The organism is Streptomyces antioxidans (assembly GCF_000968685.2).
Taxonomy (GTDB): Bacteria; Actinomycetota; Actinomycetes; order Streptomycetales; family Streptomycetaceae; genus Streptomyces; species Streptomyces antioxidans.
Genome location: NZ_LAKD02000029.1, coordinates 158491 through 178993 on the forward strand (window position 1 = coordinate 158491; position 20503 = coordinate 178993).

16 protein-coding genes and 2 pseudogenes are annotated in these 20503 nt (G+C 73.0%); 11 read left to right on the forward strand and 7 right to left on the reverse strand.

Features of this window, described 5'->3' with window-relative positions:
• Positions 1 to 10: 10 nt before the first annotated feature.
• Positions 11 to 1375, forward strand: coding sequence for a nicotinate phosphoribosyltransferase (locus tag VT50_RS12385; RefSeq protein ID WP_046085854.1), 1365 nt, complete (start codon positions 11 to 13; stop codon positions 1373 to 1375).
• A gap of 14 nt (positions 1376 to 1389) precedes the next feature.
• On the forward strand, positions 1390 to 2055 hold the full coding sequence (locus VT50_RS12390) for a CBS domain-containing protein (RefSeq protein ID WP_046085940.1): 666 nt from the start codon (positions 1390 to 1392) through the stop codon (positions 2053 to 2055).
• Positions 2056 to 3016: 961 nt separating this feature from the next.
• Here the strand turns inward: VT50_RS12390 and VT50_RS12395 are convergent.
• Entirely contained in the window at positions 3017 to 3598 is a 582-nt protein-coding gene (locus tag VT50_RS12395; protein WP_046085853.1) for an Rv1733c family protein, read from the reverse strand.
• 153 nt (positions 3599 to 3751) lie between these two features.
• On the opposite strand from VT50_RS12395, the gene VT50_RS12400 reads away from it, so the two are divergent.
• Together VT50_RS12400 and VT50_RS12405 are read left to right on the forward strand one after the other, a co-directional pair.
• Positions 3752 to 4462: a response regulator gene (locus VT50_RS12400; RefSeq protein ID WP_107424784.1), complete on the forward strand. Its 711-nt coding sequence runs from the start codon at positions 3752 to 3754 to the stop codon at positions 4460 to 4462.
• A gap of 137 nt (positions 4463 to 4599) precedes the next feature.
• Positions 4600 to 5709, forward strand: coding sequence for an Acg family FMN-binding oxidoreductase (locus VT50_RS12405; protein ID WP_046085852.1), 1110 nt, complete (start codon positions 4600 to 4602; stop codon positions 5707 to 5709).
• Between the two features lie 53 nt (positions 5710 to 5762).
• Here VT50_RS12405 and VT50_RS12410 read toward each other — a convergent pair whose 3' ends face one another.
• Positions 5763 to 7475, reverse strand: a complete 1713-nt coding sequence (locus VT50_RS12410) for a sensor histidine kinase (RefSeq protein ID WP_053048534.1) — start codon at positions 7473 to 7475, stop codon at positions 5763 to 5765.
• Between the two features lie 193 nt (positions 7476 to 7668).
• On the opposite strand from VT50_RS12410, the gene VT50_RS12415 reads away from it, so the two are divergent.
• A complete protein-coding gene (locus VT50_RS12415) occupies positions 7669 to 12297 on the forward strand; it encodes a glycoside hydrolase family 2 TIM barrel-domain containing protein (protein ID WP_063893213.1) in 4629 nt (1542 codons plus the stop codon).
• 28 nt (positions 12298 to 12325) lie between these two features.
• Here the strand turns inward: VT50_RS12415 and VT50_RS12420 are convergent, their stop codons facing one another.
• Positions 12326 to 12847 carry an NUDIX hydrolase gene (locus VT50_RS12420; RefSeq protein ID WP_046085851.1) on the reverse strand — a complete coding sequence of 174 codons (522 nt, stop codon included), beginning with the start codon at positions 12845 to 12847 and terminating at the stop codon, positions 12326 to 12328.
• Between the two features lie 50 nt (positions 12848 to 12897).
• Positions 12898 to 13668 (reverse strand): methyltransferase domain-containing protein, encoded by a 771-nt coding sequence (locus VT50_RS12425; RefSeq protein ID WP_046085850.1) that lies wholly within the window; start codon positions 13666 to 13668, stop codon positions 12898 to 12900.
• A 150-nt stretch (positions 13669 to 13818) separates the two neighbouring features.
• Between VT50_RS12425 and VT50_RS12430 the strand changes: the two genes are divergently transcribed.
• Positions 13819 to 14322, forward strand: coding sequence for a winged helix-turn-helix transcriptional regulator (locus VT50_RS12430; RefSeq protein WP_046085849.1), 504 nt, complete (start codon positions 13819 to 13821; stop codon positions 14320 to 14322).
• Between the two features lie 115 nt (positions 14323 to 14437).
• Entirely contained in the window at positions 14438 to 14902 is a 465-nt protein-coding gene (locus tag VT50_RS12435) for a DUF2267 domain-containing protein (RefSeq protein WP_046085848.1), read from the forward strand.
• Positions 14903 to 14937: 35 nt separating this feature from the next.
• Here VT50_RS12435 and VT50_RS40375 read toward each other — a convergent pair.
• Both VT50_RS40375 and VT50_RS41330 read right to left on the reverse strand, forming a co-directional pair.
• Positions 14938 to 15024, reverse strand: a pseudogene (locus tag VT50_RS40375) (oxidoreductase); the annotation flags it as partial.
• Positions 15013 to 15371: pseudogene (locus VT50_RS41330) on the reverse strand (TetR/AcrR family transcriptional regulator); the annotation flags it as partial. The pseudogenes VT50_RS40375 and VT50_RS41330, both read right to left, overlap by 12 nt.
• A 152-nt stretch (positions 15372 to 15523) precedes the next feature.
• On the opposite strand from VT50_RS41330, the gene VT50_RS12445 reads away from it, so the two are divergent.
• The 3 genes from VT50_RS12445 (at position 15524) to VT50_RS12455 (ending at position 18168) form a co-directional block, all read left to right on the forward strand.
• Positions 15524 to 16159 (forward strand): peptide deformylase, encoded by a 636-nt coding sequence (locus VT50_RS12445; protein ID WP_046085847.1) that lies wholly within the window; start codon positions 15524 to 15526, stop codon positions 16157 to 16159.
• Between the two features lie 288 nt (positions 16160 to 16447).
• Positions 16448 to 17203 carry a GNAT family N-acetyltransferase gene (locus VT50_RS12450; protein WP_046085846.1) on the forward strand — a complete coding sequence of 252 codons (756 nt, stop codon included), beginning with the start codon at positions 16448 to 16450 and terminating at the stop codon, positions 17201 to 17203.
• 14 nt (positions 17204 to 17217) lie between these two features.
• Positions 17218 to 18168 carry a lysophospholipid acyltransferase family protein gene (locus VT50_RS12455; protein WP_240529142.1) on the forward strand — a complete coding sequence of 317 codons (951 nt, stop codon included), beginning with the start codon at positions 17218 to 17220 and terminating at the stop codon, positions 18166 to 18168.
• 165 nt (positions 18169 to 18333) lie between these two features.
• Here VT50_RS12455 and paaK read toward each other — a convergent pair whose 3' ends face one another.
• The gene (gene paaK, locus VT50_RS12460) at positions 18334 to 19641 is read right to left on the reverse strand and encodes a phenylacetate--CoA ligase PaaK (RefSeq protein ID WP_046085845.1); all 1308 of its coding nucleotides are present in this window, start codon (positions 19639 to 19641) and stop codon (positions 18334 to 18336) included.
• 209 nt (positions 19642 to 19850) lie between these two features.
• Between paaK and VT50_RS12465 the strand changes: the two genes are divergently transcribed.
• Positions 19851 to 20405 (forward strand): hypothetical protein, encoded by a 555-nt coding sequence (locus VT50_RS12465; protein WP_053048532.1) that lies wholly within the window; start codon positions 19851 to 19853, stop codon positions 20403 to 20405.
• Positions 20406 to 20503: the final 98 nt, after the last annotated feature.

Here is a 20503-nt window from a genome sequence, read left to right on the forward strand (position 1 = left end):
CGAGGGTGACGTGTCGGAGGCGATGACCACCGACCTCTACGAGGTGACGATGGCCCTGTCGTATGTGCGCGAGGGCATGACCGCCCCGGCCACCTTCGACCTCTACGTCCGCGATCTGCCGCCCGGGCGGGGCTTCCTGGTCGCCGCGGGCCTGGAACCGGCGCTGGACTTCCTGTCCGGCTTCCGCGTGGAGCCCGAGGACGTGGCGGCGTACGCCGCGGCGATGGGCCGTCCGTACGAAGACCTCGAACCGCTGCTGGGGCTCGGCTTCGACGGCGAGGTGCGGGCGGTGCCCGAGGGGCGGATCGTCCTCGCCGGGGAGCCGCTGCTGGAGCTGACCGCGCCGCTGCCGCAGGCCCAGCTGGTCGAGACGTATCTGCTGGGGCAGCTGAGCCACCAGACCACCATCGCCTCCAAGGCGGCCCGGTGTGTGGTGGCCGCGGGGGGACGCCCGGTGGTGGACTTCTCGCTGCGCCGCACCCACGGCCCCTGGTCCGGGCTGCAGTCGGCGCGGCTGAGCGCGATGACCGGGTTCACGGCGACCAGCAATGTGGCGGCGGCCGCGGCCTACGGGATCGAGGCCACCGGGACGATGGCACACGCGTACATCGAGGCGTTCCCGGACGAGGAGGCCGCGTTCCGCGCGTTCGCCCGCACCCATCCCGGCCCGGTCACCCTCCTCGTGGACACCTACGACACGGCGACCGGCGTGGCCACCGCCGCGCGGGTGCTGCGCGAGCTGGAGTCCGGGCCGCTCGGCGCGATCCGGCTGGACAGCGGAGACCTGGGTGAGGAGGCGGTGCGGGCGCGGGAGATCCTTGACGCGGCCGGGCTGCCGGAGGTGCGGATCGTGGCGAGCGGCGGGCTCGACGAGTACGCCATCGAGGAGCTGATCCGCTCGGGCGCGCCGATCGACGTCTACGCCGTGGGTACCCGGATGGGTGTGTCGGCCGACGCCGCCTCCCTCGACACCGCGTACAAGCTGGTCGCCTACGACCGGCGGCCGGTGATGAAGCTGTCCTCGGCCAAGGCCACGGCCCCGGGTGGCAAGCAGGTGTGGCGGCGCCCCGGCTACGCCGATGTGATCGGCGAGCGCGATGAACTTCCGCCGCACGGCGGCGTGCCCCTGCTGGAGACCGTGATGCGGGAGGGCGTACGGACCGCGGCTCCCGACACCCTCGACCGCGCCCGGCGGCGGTTCGCCACCGATCTCGCGGGGCTGCCGCCGCACGCCCGGCGGATCCGCGATCCGGTGCCGCCCCGGCCGTCCACCTCCGCCGGGCTGGCCCGGCTCGCGGGGCGGGTGCGCCGCCGGATCGAGGTCCGGTTGGCGGCCGGTGGCGAGGCGGACACGGACGGAAGACAGGCAGCGTGACGAAGGAGGATGCCGTGCCCCGGAGTGCGCACATCGTGAGTGATGTGATGACCCATACCGTCGTCGCGGTCGGCCGCGAGGCGCCGTTCAAGGAGATCGTCAGAACACTGGAGCAGTGGAGGGTGAGCGCCCTGCCGGTGCTGGAGGGCGAGGGCCGGGTCATCGGCGTGGTCTCCGAGGCGGATCTGCTGCCCAAGGAGGAGTTCCGCGACAGCGATCCCGCACGGGTGGCGGAGCCTCGCGACCTCCCCGGTGTCGCCAAGGCGGGCGCGGTGACGGCGGATGAGCTGATGACGTCCCCCGCCATCACCGTGCCCGCGGCCGCCACGCTCGCCGAGGCCGCGCGGATCATGACCCACAAGCGGGTCAAGCGGCTCCCGGTGGTGGACGAGGAGGGCCGCCTTGAGGGCATCGTCAGCCGGGCCGACCTCCTGAAGGTGTTCCTGCGGCCGGACGAGGACATCGAGGACGAGGTGCGCCGCGAGGTGGTGACCCACCTGTTCCCGGCCCAGGGCGAAACCGTCCGGGTGAGCGTGAACGAGGGCGTGGTCACCCTGACCGGACGGGTCAAGGAGGCGGTCCTCATCCCGGCGGCGGCCCGCCTGATCCGCGCGATCGAGGGCGTGGTCGACTTCGACAACCAGCTCACGGCCGCGCCGCACACGGTCCAGAGGGGGTAGTAGGGCGGTCCGGCAGGACCGGCCCCCAGCGGACCGGTCCTACCGCCCGCCGCGCCCCCACGGCCCCGGCGGGCGGTAGGAGCGCTCTCCGGCCGCTCCCTACCAGACCGTGCCCGCGCTCCCGCTCCCCCTACGGCCCGGCGGCGGCAGGGATTTCGTCCGGGCCCCGACGGAGCACACGACAGGCACGGTCGGCCTTCGCCGCGGAGCCCTGCCACGCGGAATCTGGGCCACGCGGCGGGCTCCACCCGCGCAGGATCCCAACCACGCGGCAGACCCCGACCACGCGGCGGACCCCGGCATCGTGACCGGGGCCCTCCGAAAACGGTCCGCGCGGGACCTGGGCCACGCAGCGGGCTCCACCCGCGAAAGGCCCCAACCACGTGATGGACTCCGCCCGCGCAGGGCCCCCGACCACACGACAGACCCCACCCACGCAGGACCCCAACCACGCGGCCGACCCCAACCACACGACAGACCCCAACCACGCGGCAGACCCCGGCATCGTGACCGGGGCCCTCCGAAGACAGTCCGCGCGGGACCTGGGCCACGCAGCGGGCTCCACCCGCGAAAGGCCCCAACCACGTGATGGACTCCGCCCGCGCAGGGCCCCCGACCACACGACAGACCCCACCCACGCGGCAGACCCCGGCATCGTGACCGGGGCCCTCCGAAAACGGTCCGCGCGGGACCTGGGCCACGCAGCGGGCTCCACCCGCGAAAGGCCCCAACCACGTGATGGACTCCGCCCGCGCAGGGCCCCCGACCACACGACAGACCCCAACCACGCGGCAGACCCCAACCACGCGGCGGACCCCGACGTCGTGGCCAGGGCCCTCCGAAGACAGTCCGCGCGCCGCCTTCCGCGTCGCGGCGGCGATCCGCGAGGGGGCGGCGGGCGGCGGCCAGCGGTGCCGCACAGCGCGAAAACCCGGCCGGACACGGCCATGCGTGGCCGTGGTCAGCGGATGTGGCGGCTCCAGCGGGGGCCGACCTCGGCCCAGGCGCGGCCCCACTCCTGGGTGCGGGCGCGGTCCAGGCGCCACCGCGCCACCCCGCGCCCGGCCAGCGACACCGCGCCGACGCCCGCCACGGCGGACGTCCCGGCGAGCACCGCGCGGGTGGCGATCTGCTCGGGGGTGGGGGGCCGCTGGACCAGGCGACCTCGGTCGTCGGTCCAGATCTCGGTGGCGGTGCCCGCCTTGCTCCCCTCGTGGACCCGTGCCGTACCGGTGTGGACGGCGCCGTCCGGGCCGGTCCACCGGACGACCGCGCGCACCTGGCCCGTGGTGGAGCCGTCGGCGGCCGGCTGCGCGACCGGTGCGTCCTCCTTGAGCACGGCGGGCACGCGGTGCCGGTCCGCCCGCTCCTGCCGTAGTGACGCGTCCACGGCGGTGCCCGCGGCCACCCCGGCCGCCGGGCCGCCGACCGCCATCACCAGGCCGGTCACGAGCACGACCCACGCCTCGATCACATCCGAGCGGCGTCTGAGCGGGTTGCGCCGCCACCGCCACAACCGCCGCCCCCGCACTTGCGTGCCCATGCCGTGACCGTCGCACGAGCGGGCAGGGCGGGACGAGGGCCGGGCAGCCCCCTTGAGGGCCCGTTCGGCCCTGGTACCGCGCTGACCTGCTGCGCCAGGATTCCCACCGAGGGCCGGGCGGACGGCGGACGGCGGACGAACGGTGCGGGAGCCATGACCGAGACCGAGACCTCGACGACACGAGCGACACCGGCGACGCCCATCAGGGTGTTCGTCCTCGACGACCACGAGGTGGTCCGGCGCGGACTGCACGATCTGCTGGACGCAGAACCCGACATCGAGGTGGTCGGCGACGCCGGGACCGTGGACCACGCCATGGCCCGGGGTCCGGCGCTACGGCCCGACGTGGCCATCCTGGACGTCCGGCTGCCGGATGGGGACGGCATCACGGTCTGCCGTGAGCTGCGCTCCCGCATGCCGGGGCTGGCCTGTCTGATGCTGACCTCGTTCGACGACGACGATGCCCTGCTGGACGCGATCATGGCAGGGGCGGCGGGCTACGTGCTCAAGCAGATCAAGGGGTCGGACCTGGTCTCGGCGGTGCGCACCGTGGCCTCCGGCCAGTCGATGCTGGACCCGGCCACCACCGCCCGGCTGATGAGCACCCTGCGGGGCGACACCACCCCGCAGGAGCCGAGGGACGAGGTGCTGGCCGGGCTGTCCCCGCGGGAGCGGGAGATCCTGGTGCTGATCGGGGACGGGCTCACCAACCGGCAGATCGGCAAGCGGCTCTTCCTGTCCGAGAAGACGGTCAAGAACCACATCTCCCGGCTGCTGGCCAAGCTGGGCGTGGAGCGCCGCATCCAGGCGGCGGTGCTGGCGACCCACTCGGCCCCGCACCCCGAGGACGACCATCCGGGATGACCCCGGATGGCCCGGACTGGCCCGGGGCCGGGGCCATACGGCCCTCCCCGTACCGCTGACGGCTCAACCACCCTGAGGGACGGCCCACCCACTGACGGCTCACACCGCTGACGGCTCACCAGCGAGGAGAGGATCCCATGCAACCCGCAATGCTCGACGCGGCGATCCTGGAGAAGCTCATCTCCGCGGCCGTGGCCGCTCCGTCCATCCACAACACCCAGCCCTGGCGCTACCGGCTGGACCCCGACACCGTCACCCTGGAGGTCCGGGCCGCCCCCGAGCGGGCACTGCGGTTCGCCGATCCGATGGGCCGGGCGCTGAGCGTCTCCGCCGGGGCGGCCGTGTTCAATCTGCGGGTCGCCGTGGCCCACTTCGGCTGGGACCCGGTGGTCCAGCTGCTGCCGCACCGGTCACAGCCCGATCTGCTGGCCACGGTGCGGCTGGCCGCCCCGTCGCCCGCCGGCCGTGCCGGGCGCCATGACGACGGACACGACCACCACGACGGACACGACGGACACGACGGACACAACGCACACGACGACCTGTACGACGTGATCTGGCGGCGGCACAGCAGCCGCTTCCCCTACTCCGCGCGGCGGCTGCCCGCCCGGGTCCTGGGCGACCTGACGGAGGCGGCCCGCGCCAACGGGGCCACGCTGTGGCTGGCGGACCCCGAGCAGACCTCGTGGCTGCTGCAACTGACCGCCGAGGCGGAGCGGCGCACCTCCGGGGATCCGCGGCGGCTCGCCGAGAGCCGCACCTGGATCCGCGACACCGGGTCGTACGGAATCCCCCCGGCCGCCCTCGGCCCGCGGGACGCCGCCGGGCGGCTGCCGATGCGCGACTACCTCGGCCCGCGGCCGGAGGGCCGCCGGGGCGAGGATCGGCCCACCGCCCCGTTCGAGCCCCAGCCGACCATCGCCGTACTGACCACGGACCAGGACCGGCGCACCGACTGGCTGCGGGCCGGGCAGGCCCTGGAACACGTCCTGCTGCTGGCGACCTCGCACGCGGTCCGGGCGTCCCTGCTGCACCAGGCGCTGGAGTGGTCGGACCTGCGGTGGTCACTGAGCGACGCCCAACCGGTACCCGGCCATGCGCAGATGCTGATCCGGCTGGGCTACGGACCGGTGGGCCCGACCACGCCACGCACCGAGGCACCCGAGGCCCTGGAGCCACGCACCGAGGCACCCGAGGCCCTGGAGCCACGCACCGAGGCGCCCGAGGCCCTGGACAGCCGCCCCTGACCCAAACACCGCGCACCGGGCCGCCCCTACGGCCGCCACGCCCCGGCCACCGGCTACCGCTCCGGCAGCGGTACCGACCACACCAGGCGGGTGCCGCCGCCCGGGGGCTCGCCGAGTTCCAGCTCACCACCCAGCTTCTCGGCGCGCTCCGCCATGTTCCGCAGCCCGCTGCGACGGCCGCCCTCGGGAATGCCCACCCCGTCGTCCGTGACCGTGAGGGTCAGCCGCCCGGACGCCACGATCAGCGAGATCTCGGCGGCGTGCGCCCGCGCGTGCCGGGCGATGTTCGACAGCGCCTCGGCCAGCACGGCGACCATGTCGTCCGCGACCGAGCGCGGCACATCGGTGTCGACCAGGCCCTCGGTGCGCAGCGAGGGGGTGAAGCCGAGCGCGGGCACGGCCTCCTCGATGGTCTTGGCGGTACGGACCCGCAGCCCCTGCACCGCGGGGCCCGCCTCGTGCGAGCGCAGCCCGAAGATCGTCGAGCGGATGATCTTGATGGTGTCGTCCAGGTCGTCCACCACCCGCAGCAGCCGTTCCGAGCCCTCCGGATGCTGGACGAAGCGCAGGGTGGACTGCAGCGTCATCCCGGCGGCGAACAGCCGCTGGATGGCCAGGTCGTGCAGATCGCGGGCGATCCGGTCGCGGTCCTCGAGCAGAGCCAGCTGTTCGGCGTCGCGCCGCCGCTCGGCCAGTTTCATCGCGATCGCCGCCTGGCCCGCGAAGCCCAGCAGGGTGTCGGTCTCGATCTGGGTGAAGACCGGGCTGTCCGCCACCCGGGCCAGTGAGAGCACCCCGCCCACCCCGTCCCGCGTCCGCATCGGCACCGCGACGGCCGGGCCCAGCCCCTCCCAGCGCTGCGGGCCGACCGTGATCCGCGGGTCGTTCTGGACATCGGTGCTGGTGACGGGCTCGGAGGCGGTGAAGGCCGCACCGCCGAAGGTGCCCCGGCTCGGCAGCACCAGACCGCGGTGGGCCTCGGCGTCGGTGCCCGCCGCCAGTGCGACATGAAGCTCGTCGGTGTCGGGCACCGGCAGCATCAGCACACCGAGGTCGGCGGAGAGGATCCGGCGGGCGTGCTCGACGATCAGCTCCAGGACCCTGGTCTCGTCCACTCCGGACAGCAGGCTGTGGGTGACCTCGGCGTTCGCCTCCAGCCAGCGCTGACGGTGCCGGGCCTCCTCGTACAGCCGGGCGTTCTCGATGGCCACCCCGGCGGCCACGGCCAGGGTGGAGAGCACCGTCTCGTCCTCGCCGTCGAACTCCCTGCCGCCGCGCTTCTCGGTGAGGTAGAGATTGCCGAAGACCTCGTCGCGCACCCGGATGGGCACCCCGAGGAAGGAGTTCATCGGCGGGTGGTTCGGCGGAAAGCCGTAGGAGGCCGGATGCTCCGAGAGCTCGGCCAGCCGCAGCGGCTTGGGGTGGCGGATCAGCTCGCCGAGCAGCCCATGGCCCGACGGCAGCCGTCCGATCGCCCCGGCCCGCTCCTCACCGATGCCCACCGGGAGGAATTCGGCCAGCCGCTGGTCCTCGCCGATCACGCCCAGCGCCCCGTATTCGGCGTCCACCAGCACCACCGCGGCCTCGACGATCCTCCGCAGCACATGCGACAGATCCAGCTCCCGGCCGACCGAGAGCACGGCCTCCAGCAGGCTGTGCACCCGGTCCTGGGTGCCGCGCACCCCGTCGATGCGTACCTGCAGCTCTTCCAGCAGCTCGTCCAGCCGCAGCTGGGGCAGGTACTCCGTACTCCTCGCGCTCTCCATACCCACGGTGCCTCCGTCCGGCCCCACCGCGCTCGGCACGGCATTCCGCACGGCCCTCACTTCTTTCACGGTAGCCGCGCCGGGCCGACGGTGAGTGCTGCGCGACATCTTGGCGCGAGGGGGCGCGTTGGCTAATGTGCGGGCCTGTTCGTTCTGGAGCGTTTCCACACCCCACAGAAGGGTGGACCACCAGATGCCCCGACGCCTCCGACGTCGCCTCCCCCTCCCCCGTTTCCCCTCGCTCACCCGGGCCTCCCGGCTGCCCCGGCTCGCCGCCGTCGCCCTGGCCCTCGCGCTCGCACTCCCCGCCTCCCCGGCAGCGGCGGCGGCAGCAGACGCCCCCGCTCCCCCAGCGGATGTGTACAAACTGCTGGAGAACCCCGAGGTCACCTCCGTCGGACAGGAACCGGCCCACGCCCGGCTCACGCCGTACGACGGAACCGCCGAAGCCCTCGCGGGCGGCGCCAAGGGCCGCTGGACCGCCTCGCTCGACGGCACCTGGAAGCTCCACATGTCCGAACGCCCCGAGGAGGTGCCGAAGGACTTCTTCACCGAGGGCTATGACACCTCCAGGGGCGGCTGGCGCAGCGTGAGCGTGCCGCACACCTGGCAGACGGACGGCCTGGACCATCCGGTGTTCCGGAACATCCCCACCGAGATGTATCCGGACGACCCCCCGAAGGTCCCCCACGACGTCAATCCGACCGGTGCCTACGTCAAGACCTTCGAGCTGCCGAAGAGCTGGGAGAAGCGCCGGACCTTCCTCCGCTTCGAGGGCGTCACCAGCGGCTATCTGGTGTGGGTGAACGGCTCCTACGCGGGCTACGACCAGGGCGGCTACACCCCCGCCGAGTTCGACATCAGCGACCGGCTGCACCCGGGCCGCAACACCGTCGCGGTGCAGGTCCACCGCTGGGGCTCGGGGTCGCACCTGGAGGACTACGACCAGTGGCGGTTCTCGGGCATCTTCCGCTCGGTCGGGCTCTACTCCACCCCGGCCGAGCATCTGCGGGACATCACCGTCAAGACCGATCTGGACGGCCGGTACCGCGACGCCCGGCTGACCGCCGAGGTCGACGTGGCCGCCAAGGGCCCGGAGCGCGCCCCGGCCGACCGCAAGGTCCCCGGCGACCGCAAGGTTCTCGGCACGCTCTACGACGAGCGCGGACATAAGGTGACAACGATGTCAGGAACGGTGGGCGGCGGTGGCGGCAGTGGCTCCACCACCCTCACCGCCCACGTGGCCAACCCGGCCAAGTGGACCGATGAGACGCCCCACCTCTACACCCTCGTCGTCCGGCTCACCGGCCCCGATGGGACGGTCACCCACACCACCGCCCAGCCCGTGGGCTTCCGCGAGATCGAGGTCAAGGACAGACAGCTCCTCGTCAACGGCAAGCGCATCCTCGTCAAGGGCGTCAACCGCTCCGAGACCGACCCCGCCACCGGCCGCCACGCCACCCACGAGCGCACCGCCTCCGACGTCTCGCTGATGAAGCAGCTCAACATCAACTCCGTGCGCACCTCGCACTACCCCTCGGATCCGTACCTCTACGAGCTGGCCGACGCGCGCGGTCTGTGGATCGACGACGAGGTGGACATCGAGACCCATCACCACGACGCCTGCCCGGACGACTGCCTGGCCGAACGGCCCGAGTGGCAGGCCGCGTTCATGGACCGCCTCACCGCCATGTACGAACGGGACAAGAACCACCCCAGCGTGCTGATGTGGGACACCGGCAACGAGGCGGGACTGGGCAAGGCCCACTACGCGATGGCCGACTTCCTGGACCGCGAGGACCCGGCCCGGCCGGTCTACCACCAGCCCAACAACCCTGACGGCGACGCCCCGTTCGCCGATGTCTGGGGCCCGCGCTACCCCTCGCCCTCGGGCCTCGAGGAGAAGGCGAAGGCCACCACCAAGCCGATCATCATGGGTGAGTACGCCCACGCCATGGGCAACTCGCTCGGCAACTTCCGGGAGTTCTGGGATGTGGTGCGGAAGTACCCCCAGGTCCAGGGCGGCTACATCTGGGACTGGGCGGAGCAGAACATCACCCAGCCCCTGCTGACCACCCCCGACACCTCCGGCAACGACATCCTGTCGTATGTCTCCGGGAAGCCCGCTCTGGTGGCGGGACACCGGGGCAGGGCGCTGGAGCTGTCGGGCCTCGACGACTTCGTGGAGGTCTACCGCGATCCGAAACTGGACGCGGTGTCGGACGCGCTCACCCTGGACGCCTGGGTGAAGCCCGCCGGCTGGACCGGCTCCTTCACCGTGATCGCCAAGGGCGACCACAGCTATGCGCTGAAGATGCGCGACAAGGACACCCTGGAGTTCTCCGTCTACGGCGACGGGGACTGGCACACCGTGGCGGCCGATGTTCCCGACGGCTGGTACGGCTCATGGCATCGCGTCTCCGCCACCTTCGACGGCCGGACGCTCCGGCTGCTGATCGACGGCAGGCAGACCGCGTCGGCCGACTGGACCGGCACCGTGGGCCACTCGGCGCAGCCGGTGAACATCGGCCGCAACCCGGAGACCGACCAGGAGAACATCCGCACCCGGATGACCCACGGCACCGTCGACCAGGTCCGCGTCTACCACCGGGCGCTGAGCCCCGATCAGCTCGCCGCCGACCCCAGCACGGACGCGGTGCTGGCGCTCGACTTCGACCGGCTCGACCGCAAGGGGGACTTCCTGTCCTACGGCGCCGGGACCGGCGGGGTCGACGGGGTGGTCTCCGCCGACCGCACCGTCCAGCCGGAGGCCCGCACCATGGCGGCCGTCCACGCCCCGGTCCGGATCTCGGGCGACGAGGCCCGCACGGGGCGGATCGAGGTGCGCAACGAGCGGTCCTTCACCGGCACCGGCGACCTCCGGCTGCGCTGGCGCCTCACCGAGGGCGCCCACACCCTGGCCCGGGGCAGCCGCGCCCTCGACGTCGCCCCCGGGGCGCGGAGCACCCTCCGGTTGCCCAAGCCGCCCGCCAACCCCCGGGACGCCGACCGGCGGCTGACCGTGGAGGCGGTGCAGGCCGCGGACACGGCCTGGGCGAAGGCGGGACACCGGGTGGCCGTCGAGCAGTTCGACATCGGCGGCCGTCAGCTCGCGGGCACGACGCCCGCACGGGCACCGGGGAAGGTGAAGGCCACCACCTCAGGCGACCGCCTCACGGTCACCGGCGACGGCTTCTCTTACGGCTTCGACCGGTCCAGCGGCGAGCTCGTCTCCATGAAGTCCCGTGGCCGGGAACTGCTCGGCTCGGGCCCCGAGCTGGACGCCTGGCGCGCCCCGGTCAGCAATGAGATCGGTTCGGAGGAGGGGCCCTGGCGGGAGGCGGGCCTGGACCGGCTGCGCACCAAGCCGGGCGAGGTCACGGTGGACGAGCGGAACGGCGAGGTCGTCGTCACCGTGCCCTCCTCCGCCGCCGCGCCCGGCGTCAAGGACTCCTCGTTCGCCCAGACCCTGCGGTACACCGTCAGTGGCTCCGGGGAGCTGCGCCTGGACCACCGCGTGGAGGCACGGGGCGCGGCACGTACGGTGCCCTATCTGCCCCGCATCGGGCTCTCGCTGCGCGTACCCGACCGCTACGACCGGTTCAGCTGGTACGGGCGCGGGCCGCAGGAGAACTACAACGACCGTAAGGACGGCGCCCCCGTGGGGGTGTACTCCACGGACGTGGACGGGCAGTTCGCCGGATACACCAAACCGCAGGACTACGGGAACCACGAGGACGTCCGCTGGGCCTCGCTGTCCGACGGCGTCGGCGGGCTCCTGGTGTCCGGGGACTTCTCGGCCGGGGTGACCCCGTACACCGGGATCGACCGCGCCGCCTACCCGTTCGCCCTGCGGAAGGACCCGGGTGGCAACACCCTGCATCTAGACCACGCGGTGAGCGGGGTGAGCGAAACGTTCCACACCGTGCTGCCCGAGTACCAGGTGCGGCCCGCCAAGGAGTACGCCTACACCCTGCGGCTGCGCCCGCTGACCGGCGCCGAGGCCCGCACCGGCACCCCGCGCGGCCCGGTGGTGTGCGCCCCCGGGGCGAAGCTCACGGCCGCCGACACCACGGTGCCCGCGGGCGGCTCCACCTCGGCCGAGCTGACCGTCACCAACCCCTGTGACACCCCGCTGCGCGATGTCACCGCCGCCTTCGGGCTGCCCGAGGGGTGGACCGCCGAGCCCGGCACCCTCGACCTCGGCGATCTCGCGGCGGGCCGGAGCGCGACCGTACGGACCACGATCGCCCGTGGTGAGGGCAGCCCGGACGGTCCGCGGCCCGCCGTGGCCGATGTCCGCGCGACCTCGACCGGTGGCGCGCGGGTGAGCGGCGAGGCCTCGGCCGAGCTCGAGGGCACTCCTCCGCCGCCGCACGGTGAAGTGCCGGTGTCCACGCTCGGCTTCATCACCGCGGACAACGGCTGGGGCCCGGTCGAACGCGACCGCAGCAACGGCGAGGCCGCCGCCGGCGACGGCAAGACCCTCACCATCGACGGCACGGCCTACGAACGGGGGCTGGGCACCCACGCCGACTCCACGGTCGAGGTCTTCCTGGGCGGCGGCTGCTCGACGTTCACCGCGACGACGGGCGTGGACGACGAGGTGGGGGCCGACGGCAGCGTCGTGTTCGAGGTCTACGCCGACGGCGAGCGGGTGTACCGGGGTGAGACGGTGCGCGGCCCGGACACGGCCGTACCGGTGGAGGCCCGGGTCGAGGGCGCGCAGCGGCTCCGGCTGCGGGTCACCGACGGCGGTGACGGCAACGCGCATGACCACGCCGACTGGGGGGCGGCCACGGTGCACTGCGGAACGCGATGAGATGACCTCTGGCGGGCGCGGGCCCCGGTCACTCGCTGCCGGGGCCCGCGCCCTCGTCGTTCTCCGTGTCTTCCGCGCCCTTCGCGCCCCCGACCAGCTCCTCCAGCCGGTCCAGGAAGACCCGCTGTCTCGTCACCATCTTCCGGCGGGCCTCCTCCAGACCGAACCAGGAGACCCGGTCGATCTCGGGGAACTCCCGCGTCCGGCCGGAGCCCTTCGGCCACTCCATGGTGAACGTGCCGGGGGTGATGCCCGCCGGGTCGAGATCGCCCTCCAGCGCCCACGCGATGACCAGCTTGCCCCCGGTCTGGGTCACGGAGCCCAGCGGAATCGGCTCACCGCCGGGCGGGGCCACGCCCAGCTCCTCCTGGAACTCCCGGCGCGCGGCGGCCTCCGGCGTCTCGTCCTCGTCGTACTCCCCCTTGGGCACCGTCCAGGCGCCCGCGTCCTTCGCGGCCCAGAACGGGCCTCCCATATGGGCGAGCAGAACCTCAACGGCCGGGCCCGCACCCCGGTACAGCAGGAGTCCGGCGCTGCGCTTACGAGTCACGGTGCCCAGTGTGCGCCCCCGCGGCCGGGGTGGGGAGCCGGGCCCGCCGCTCAGCCCTTACGGGCGTAGCCGAGGTAGGTGACCAGCGGCCGGGCGTCCGGGGCGAGGACGAAGTCGACGATGGGCGGGATCTGCTCATCGGTGATCCGTCCCCGGCGGCGCGCCATGGTGGCCTTGACCAGGCTGCGCGGATCCTTGGGCTTGAAGTCGCAGATGTCCTCGTTGCGCAGCCCCTGCCGCTCCAGGGCGGCGGTCAGCTCGGCGGGGGTGCGCAGCCGGGCCGCCGTGTAGCGGCCGGCGGGCATGATCCGGGTCATCGGGAGGCGCTGGAAGGCGCCGAGGTAGATCAGCCGGGAGAGCAGGGTGCGGTTGACGGTGTCGTAGATCAGCACCCCGCCGGGCCGCAGTACGCGGGCGGCCTCGGCGAGCACCCGGTCGAGATCCGGGGTGATCTCGAAGGTGTCCGCGTAGTAGGCGAGGTCGAACGCGCCGTCGGCGAGGCCGAGCCGTTCGGCGGGCGCGGTGCGGTAGTCGATCCCGGGGTGCTCGCGCGCGTCCGCCTCGCGGGCCATCTCGGTCGCGGTGGCGGAGGGGTCGACGGCGACGACGTCGAAGCCGAGCCCGGCCAGCCCGCGGGCCAGCAGCCCGCGGCCGCTGCCCACCGCCACGGCGCGGCTTCCGGACGCGGCGAGGTCCACGCTCTTGAGCGCGGTGCGGACGTACTCCAGACGACTGTCCTGGAAGGTGACGGCCCTGATCTGACGGCCGTCGACGGCGTCGGGTGACCGTGAGTCCAGTTCGATGTGCGGGGCGGCGGCCATCGTCTTCTCCCTCACGGGTGCGCGGATTACGCGGATTCGCGGATTCACCGGTGCCTGGGGCGGCCCGGGCGGCCTCGCTTGGCTCCCGGGGTTCCCCGAGGAAACCTAACACCCTTAAGTTCCCTCAGGGAACTCGGGTAGGGTCGTGTCATGACCCGTACTCCGCTCGCCGATGTGGCCTGTTCGATCGCCCGCGCCACCGATCTGTTCGGCGACGCCTGGACGGCGCTGATCATGCGGGATGTGCTCACCGGGGTCACCCGCTTCGACGATCTCGCCCATGACCTGGGCATATCGCGTAAGGTCCTGGCGGCCCGGCTGTCCCGGCTGGTCGAGGAGGGGGTGCTGGTCCGGGAGCGGTACCAGGAGCGGCCGCCGCGTGAGCACTATCGCGCCACGCCCAAGGGCGAGGAGCTGTATCCGGTGCTGCTGGCGCTGATGGAGTGGGGCGACCGCTGGTACGCGGGCCCCGCCGGGCCCCCGGCCCGGATCCGCCATCTCGGCTGTGGGCGGGACACCACACCGGTGGCCGCGTGCGCCCACTGCGGGGAGCCCCTGACGGTCGGCAACACCACCCAGCTCCCGGGCCCCGGCGGGCACACCGGCCCCGGCACCCGGGTGCTGGGGCCGCTGCTGGCCGCGCGGGAGGGCTGACGAGGGGACCGGCGGGAGGGCGCCCCGGAGGCCGGGCGCCCGGCGACGGTTTGAGCGAACGGCACGGGGCACTCGGCACCAACAGCCGGGCACCCGACCACGAGGAACGCCGACCATGCGCTATGAAGAACTGACGGGCCTGGTCCAGGCCCGGGCCCAGCTCCCCGACCGGCAGTCCGCCGAGCGAGCGGTGCGCGCGACGCTCGAAACGCTCGCCGAGCGCATCCCGGACGGACTGGCGGACCATATGGCGGCCCAGCTGCCGCAGGAGGCGGCGGAGCCACTGCGCCGCGTCGCCGCCTCCCATGAGGGCTCACCCGAGGAGCGGGCGTACCGGCGGGACCACGGCGAGCGGTTCGACCTCACCGGTTTCGCGGGCCGGATCGCCTGGCGCACCGAGCACACCGAGGACGAGGCGCTGCGCGAGGCGGCCGCCTTCTTCGAGGTGCTGGACTCGGCCGTGGACCCGGAGCTGATGGAGAAGCTGTACGGCGTGCTGCCGAACGACATCCGGGAGCTGCTGCCGGAGTCACGAACCGAGCAGAGCGCACCGGCCGAGCCGGACCCGCGCCCCGAGTAGGCCCCGGGCCCCGCCCAGGGCGTCCACGAGAGCACTCACACCTGCGCGTAACCGCCGTCGGCGAAGATCTCGGCGCCGTTGAGGTAACCCGACGCGTCCGAGGCGAGGAACGTCGTCACGGCCAGCTCGGCGTTGCTGTTGGCCAGCCAAGCAACCTCGACGCGCGGCCGCTCCGGTCGGGTCGTCGGTCGGGGCGAGCAGGAACTCGCGGACCAGGTCGATGCCCCGTGCCGCGGACACCGGGCGCTCGCGCGGCATCAGCAGGTTCGAGGTTCGCGTCGTCGTAGTTGCGCAGCACCCGCAAGAACAGGCTTCACTTGTCCCCGAACGCCCCGTAGAGGCTGCCCTTGCCCAGCCCGCTCACGCGCAGCAGGTCGTCCATCGACGTCGCCGCGTAGCCCTTGTCCCAGAACTCGTCGCGGATGGCGAGCAGCACAAGACCTTCGTCAAACTCACGAGGCCGGGGCATGCCTTCACCGTAGTAGTTCTGGACCGTATGGGCCGCAATGTGCTCGGACCGCTGCCCGCCCGGCCTGCTGCGATGAGACGCCGATGACTGGCCCACACCTCGGACCCGCCCCCGAATTGCCGTCGCGTGATCGTCTTGCCAGGCTGTCCCCCATGCCGACCACCACCCTGTCCGAGCTCGTCGACGAACTGCTCTCCGGGACCCGCCCGCTGCCGATCCTGTCCGCGGGCGTCCCCGTGCTCAGGCGACCGGCCCTGCCGTACGAAGGCCAGTTGGCCGCCGGGCAGTTGGACCGGCTGCTGGCGGCGATGCGGGAGGCCATGCACTCCGCGCCCGGAGTGGGGCTCGCGGCCCCGCAGATCGGTGTGCCGCTGCGGCTCGCGGTGATCGAGGACCCGGCGGAGGTGACTGCGGAGGTGCGGGAGGCGCGCGGCCGGGTGCCGCAGCCGTACCGAGTGCTGGTCAACCCCCGCTATGAACCGGTCGGCGACGGCCGGGCGGCGTTCTTCGAGGGATGCCTGAGCATCCCCGGCTGGCAGGCCGTGGTCGGCCGCCCGGACCGGATCCGGCTGCGCGGGCAGGACGAGACGGGGCGGGAGCTGGACGAGGAGTTCACCGGCTGGCCCGCGCGGATCGTCCAGCACGAGACCGACCACCTGGACGGCGTCCTCTATCTGGACCTGGCCGAAACCCGCTCCCTGTCCTCGGCCACGGCGGTGAGCGACTACTGGTCCCAGCCCACCCCCGCCGCCGCGGCCCAGTCGCTGGGCTTCCCGCTGCCGAGCTGAGTGCCATCGGCGCTACCGCTCCGTAACCACGGCCGACCTGCGGCATGCTTTCGTCATCGACTGGCAGTCGACGAATCACCACACGGACACTGTGACGTACGTCGCCACGGCAAGACTGGTGGACGCCCCGGCACGCGCCGCCCACGCGTACCGCACGGCGAGTGAGGCGTTTCCTCCGACGTCTGGTCCGACGTCTCCTCTGACGTTCGCTCCGACGTCTGTTCCGACGTTTCCTCCGCTCTTCCCCAGTCCCCACCGCTCCTGACTTCCCTCGAACGGAGAACAGGAATGCCCGTGCTCACGACGTCCACGACGGCGCCCACCAGCTCGTACGTCACCTCGATCGCCCACACCCAGGAGCAGGTCCACGCCGCGCAGCGGCTGCGCTACCAGGTGTTCGGCGAGGAGAGGGGCGGCCGGCTGGACGCGGCGGTCGACGGCCGCGATGTGGATGAGTTCGACCAGGTCATGGACCACCTGATCGTCACGGACAGGGCGACGGACGCCGTGGTCGGCACCTACCGGCTGCTTCCCCCGGGGCGCAGTGAGCGGCTGTACTCGGACACCGAGTTCAATCTGCGCGGGCTTCCGGCCGAGGTCCGCTCGTCCATGGTCGAGGCGGGCCGCGCCTGTGTGCACGCCGACCACCGCTCGGGCGCCGTCATCAACCTGATGTGGGCCGGTCTCGCCCGCTATGTACTGCTGTCCGGCCACCGCTATCTCGCGGGCTGTGCCTCGGTGCCGCTGGCCGGGGGCGAGCAGGCCGCCGCCAACGCCTGGCTCCTCGGCACCACCAAGCACGCCGCCCCGCCGGAGATGCGGGTCCACCCGCTCGACCCCTGGATACCCTCCCGGCCGCTGGACGGCGAGCCCGGCTACGCCGGTCTGCCGCCGCTGCTGCGCGGGTATCTGCGGGTGGGCGCCTGGCTGTGCGGATCCCCACAGCACGACCGGGCCTTCAACGACGCCGACTTCTTCGTGCTGCTCGACACCGAGCGGATGAACGACCGCTACCGCCGCTACTTCCTGGGTGAATCCCAGTGACCGTCCCGGCCGCGATGAGCCTGCCCGCACACGCCTGGGCGGCCTGGTCGCCGTGCAGCACCGGCTGTGTCGCCCACGCCGCCGACCGCGTCCCGGCCGCCCGGGTCGCCCGGCGGGCCGCGGTCTTCGGCCGGGCGGTGCTGGGCGCGCTGGTGTCCGGCCGCCGGATCGCCGAGCCCGAGACGCTGCGGGCGCGTGCGGCGACGCTGCTGGACTCCCTCGGCGTCCGGCTGGAGGTGGCGGGAGGCGGGACGCTCAGCGCCACGGGGGCCAGGACGATCACAGGGACCACCGGGACCACCCGGGCCGCCGGGCCCACAGCGACCACCGGGACCACCGGGACGCTGATCGTGGCGAACCACATCTCCTGGCTGGACATCATCGCGCTGCTGTCGATGGAGCCCGTGGTCATGCTGGCCAAGCGCGAGATCGCGGGCTGGCCGCTGATCGGTCCGGTGGTCACCCGCGCGGGGACGCTGTACATCGACCGCGACTCGCTGCGCGAACTCCCCGCGACCGTACGGGAGATGGCGGCCCGGCTGCGCGACGGCCAGTCGGTGATGGCCTTCCCGCAGGGCATCACCTGGTGTGCGGGCACCGGCGGCAGCTTCCGCCGGGCCACCTTCCAGGCCGCGCTGGACGCGGGCGCGCCGGTGCGCCCGGTGACCCTGGACTACGTCCAGCACGGCGCCCCGACCACGGTGGCCGCCTTCGTCGGCGAGGACGACCTCGGCCGCTCGCTGCGCCGGGTGATCCGCGCCGACGGGCTCACGGTGCGGGTGAACGTGCACCGGCCGCTGTGGCCGATGCCGGACGTCGACGACCGGCGCCGGGTCGCGGCGCGGGCCCAGGCGGCAGTGTGCGGGGGGCGGCTGCCGCTCCATCACGGGGTCGCCGCGCTCGGGCTGGCACGCCGAGCCACGCGCCGGGCGCCGCTGGGCCCGGCCGCCGAGTCCGGCCGCTGAACGCCGCGCCGATGAGGCCCGCCCCCAAGCGCCGTCCGCGGCCAAGGACTGTGCCCGGGGCGGCTCGGCTGGGGCGGCGGCTCGCCTGGTACGGCTGCCCGGCAGGTACGGTTGCCCGGCTGGGGCGGCTCGGCCTGGCGTCCGCTCAGCCTCCATCCGCCGTGCTCAGCCGTCCGTCCGCAGGTCCTTGACCCGGCGGATCTTGCCCACGGAGCGCTCCAGCGTCTCCGGGTCCACGATCTCCACCTCGACCGTGAGTCCCACTCCGTCCTTGACGCCCCGCGCGATCGCCGTGGCGGCGTCCGCGCGCCGCTCCGGGCCGACCCCGGGGCGCGCCTCGATCCGCACCGCCATGTGGTCCATCCGGCCGCGCCGGGTCAGCTCGAGCTGGAAGTGCGGGGCCACCGAGGGGATCCGCAGCACGATCTCCTCGATCTGGCTGGGGAAGACATTGACCCCGCGCACGATGAGCATGTCGTCGCAGCGGCCGGTGATCTTCTGGATGCGCCGGAAGGCGGGGCGGGCGGTGCCGGGCAGCAGCCGGGTCAGATCCCGGGTGCGGTAGCGGATGACGGGAAGCGCCTCCTTGGTGAGGGTGGTGAAGGTCAGCTCCCCCTCCTCGCCGCCGGGCAGCACCGCGTCGGTGAGCGGGTCCACGATCTCGGGGTAGAAGTGGTCCTCCCAGACGTGCAGCCCGTCCTTGGTCTCGACGCACTCCTGGGCCACCCCCGGGCCCATCACCTCAGAGAGCCCGTATATGTCCACCGCGTGGATGTCCATGCGCTCCTCGATCTCCCGGCGCATCTCCTCCGTCCAGGGCTCGGCACCGAAGATGCCGACCTGGAGGGAGGTGGAACGGGGATCGACGCCCTGCCGCTCGAACTCGTCCAGGAGCGTCAGCAGGTACGAGGGCGTGATCATGATGATCTCGGGCCTGAGGTCCTGGATGAGCCGCACCTGCCGGGCGGTCATTCCCCCGGAGGCGGGGATGACGGTGCAGCCGAGCCGCTCGGCGCCGTAGTGGGCGCCGAGGCCGCCGGTGAACAGGCCGTAACCGTAGGAGATATGCACCTTGTGGCCGGGACGGCCACCGGCCGCGCGGATCGAGCGGGCGACCACCTCCGCCCATACGCCCAGGTCGTGCTCGGTGTAGCCGACGAGGGTGGGGCGGCCGGTGGTGCCGCTTGAGGCGTGGAGCCGCCGCACCTCGCTCTGCTCGACGGCGAACATCCCGAAGGGATAGCTGTCGCGCAGATCCGCCTTGGTGGTGAAGGGGAACCGGGCCAGGTCCTCGAGGGTGCGGCAGTCCTCGGGGCCGACCCCGGCCTCGCGGAACTTCTTGCGGTACAGCTCGACGTGGTCGTACGCATGGCGCAAGGTGGCGCGCAGCCGGGTGAGCTGAAGCGCCCTCAGCTCCTCGGGGTTCATCCGCTCGGCGTCGTCGAGCGGAGCCGCGCTCTGCGGTTCCACCATGGGGCGTCCACCACCTCCGGATGCCGACCGAACATTCGGTTTCCCGTTCGGGCGCGGTCCAGTAATCCAGCATCCGACCTGGCTGTCAAGGGTCCGGGCATCGCCGTACGGACCAGGTCGGGGATGAACGATCGGCGTCGTTGGTGCGTATCCGTGGGCGCGGGGGATGCGGTCGCGCTCCCGGATCCGACGATGCGAGAGGGTCTTTCATGTACGCCGCCGCCGAGGACTCCGACGCCGACGCCGCTGATGCTGATGCTGATGCTCCGCGCCCGGCCCGGAACGCCGCCCGCGGCCCGCGCGCGGTGGCGGTCGCGGCGGCCGTGGGCGCGCTGCTCGCCCTCGGGGGATGCGGTGGTGGCGGTGGCGGCGGTGATGGTGACGGTAAGGCGGACGCCAAAGCGGAGACCGGGGGGAACGGCGCCGCCCGGCCGAGCGCGAGCGCCGCGCCCAAGGCCGCGCGGGTGGAACAACTCGCCTCGGCCGCGGGCTGCAAGCCCGAGTTCACCACCAAGGTGGACGACTACCGCCAGGCCGTCTGCGAGAACTCCCGGGGCAAATTCCTCTTCCTCGACTTCGTCACCGCCGAGAACCAGCGCGACTGGCTGGAGACGGCCCGGATGTACGGCGGGGTCTATCTGGTGGGCGACCGCTGGGTGCTGTCGTCGTCGCCCCGGAAGAACATGGAGAAGTTCCGGGAGCGGTTCGGGGGCGCGCTCGAGGAGGGCACGTCCTACGGGGGTGCCTCCCGCACCCCTCGGTGATCGCCGCCGAGCCGGTGTTAGGTGCAGGTACGTCTGCGGGGTGTGCGCCGCGGGTCTTTCCCCTCCCCGCCCCTTCCCGAAACCGGGGCTCCGCCCCA

What these genes read in the sequence shown, in the direction of transcription:
- VT50_RS12395 (WP_046085853.1), bottom strand. Translation starts at nt 3,598, where the DNA reads ATGGGCACGCAAGTGCGGGGGCGGCGGTTGTGGCGGTGGCGGCGCAAC.
- VT50_RS12400 (WP_107424784.1), top strand. Translation starts at nt 3,752, where the DNA reads ATGACCGAGACCGAGACCTCGACGACACGAGCGACACCGGCGACGCCC.
- VT50_RS12405 (WP_046085852.1), top strand. Translation starts at nt 4,600, where the DNA reads ATGCAACCCGCAATGCTCGACGCGGCGATCCTGGAGAAGCTCATCTCC.
- VT50_RS12410 (WP_053048534.1), bottom strand. Translation starts at nt 7,475, where the DNA reads ATGGAGAGCGCGAGGAGTACGGAGTACCTGCCCCAGCTGCGGCTGGAC.
- VT50_RS12415 (WP_063893213.1), top strand. Translation starts at nt 7,669, where the DNA reads ATGCCCCGACGCCTCCGACGTCGCCTCCCCCTCCCCCGTTTCCCCTCG.
- VT50_RS12425 (WP_046085850.1), bottom strand. Translation starts at nt 13,668, where the DNA reads ATGGCCGCCGCCCCGCACATCGAACTGGACTCACGGTCACCCGACGCC.
- VT50_RS12430 (WP_046085849.1), top strand. Translation starts at nt 13,819, where the DNA reads ATGACCCGTACTCCGCTCGCCGATGTGGCCTGTTCGATCGCCCGCGCC.
- VT50_RS12435 (WP_046085848.1), top strand. Translation starts at nt 14,438, where the DNA reads ATGCGCTATGAAGAACTGACGGGCCTGGTCCAGGCCCGGGCCCAGCTC.
- VT50_RS12445 (WP_046085847.1), top strand. Translation starts at nt 15,524, where the DNA reads ATGCCGACCACCACCCTGTCCGAGCTCGTCGACGAACTGCTCTCCGGG.
- VT50_RS12450 (WP_046085846.1), top strand. Translation starts at nt 16,448, where the DNA reads ATGCCCGTGCTCACGACGTCCACGACGGCGCCCACCAGCTCGTACGTC.
- VT50_RS12455 (WP_240529142.1), top strand. Translation starts at nt 17,218, where the DNA reads ATGAGCCTGCCCGCACACGCCTGGGCGGCCTGGTCGCCGTGCAGCACC.
- paaK (WP_046085845.1), bottom strand. Translation starts at nt 19,641, where the DNA reads ATGGTGGAACCGCAGAGCGCGGCTCCGCTCGACGACGCCGAGCGGATG.
- VT50_RS12465 (WP_053048532.1), top strand. Translation starts at nt 19,851, where the DNA reads ATGTACGCCGCCGCCGAGGACTCCGACGCCGACGCCGCTGATGCTGAT.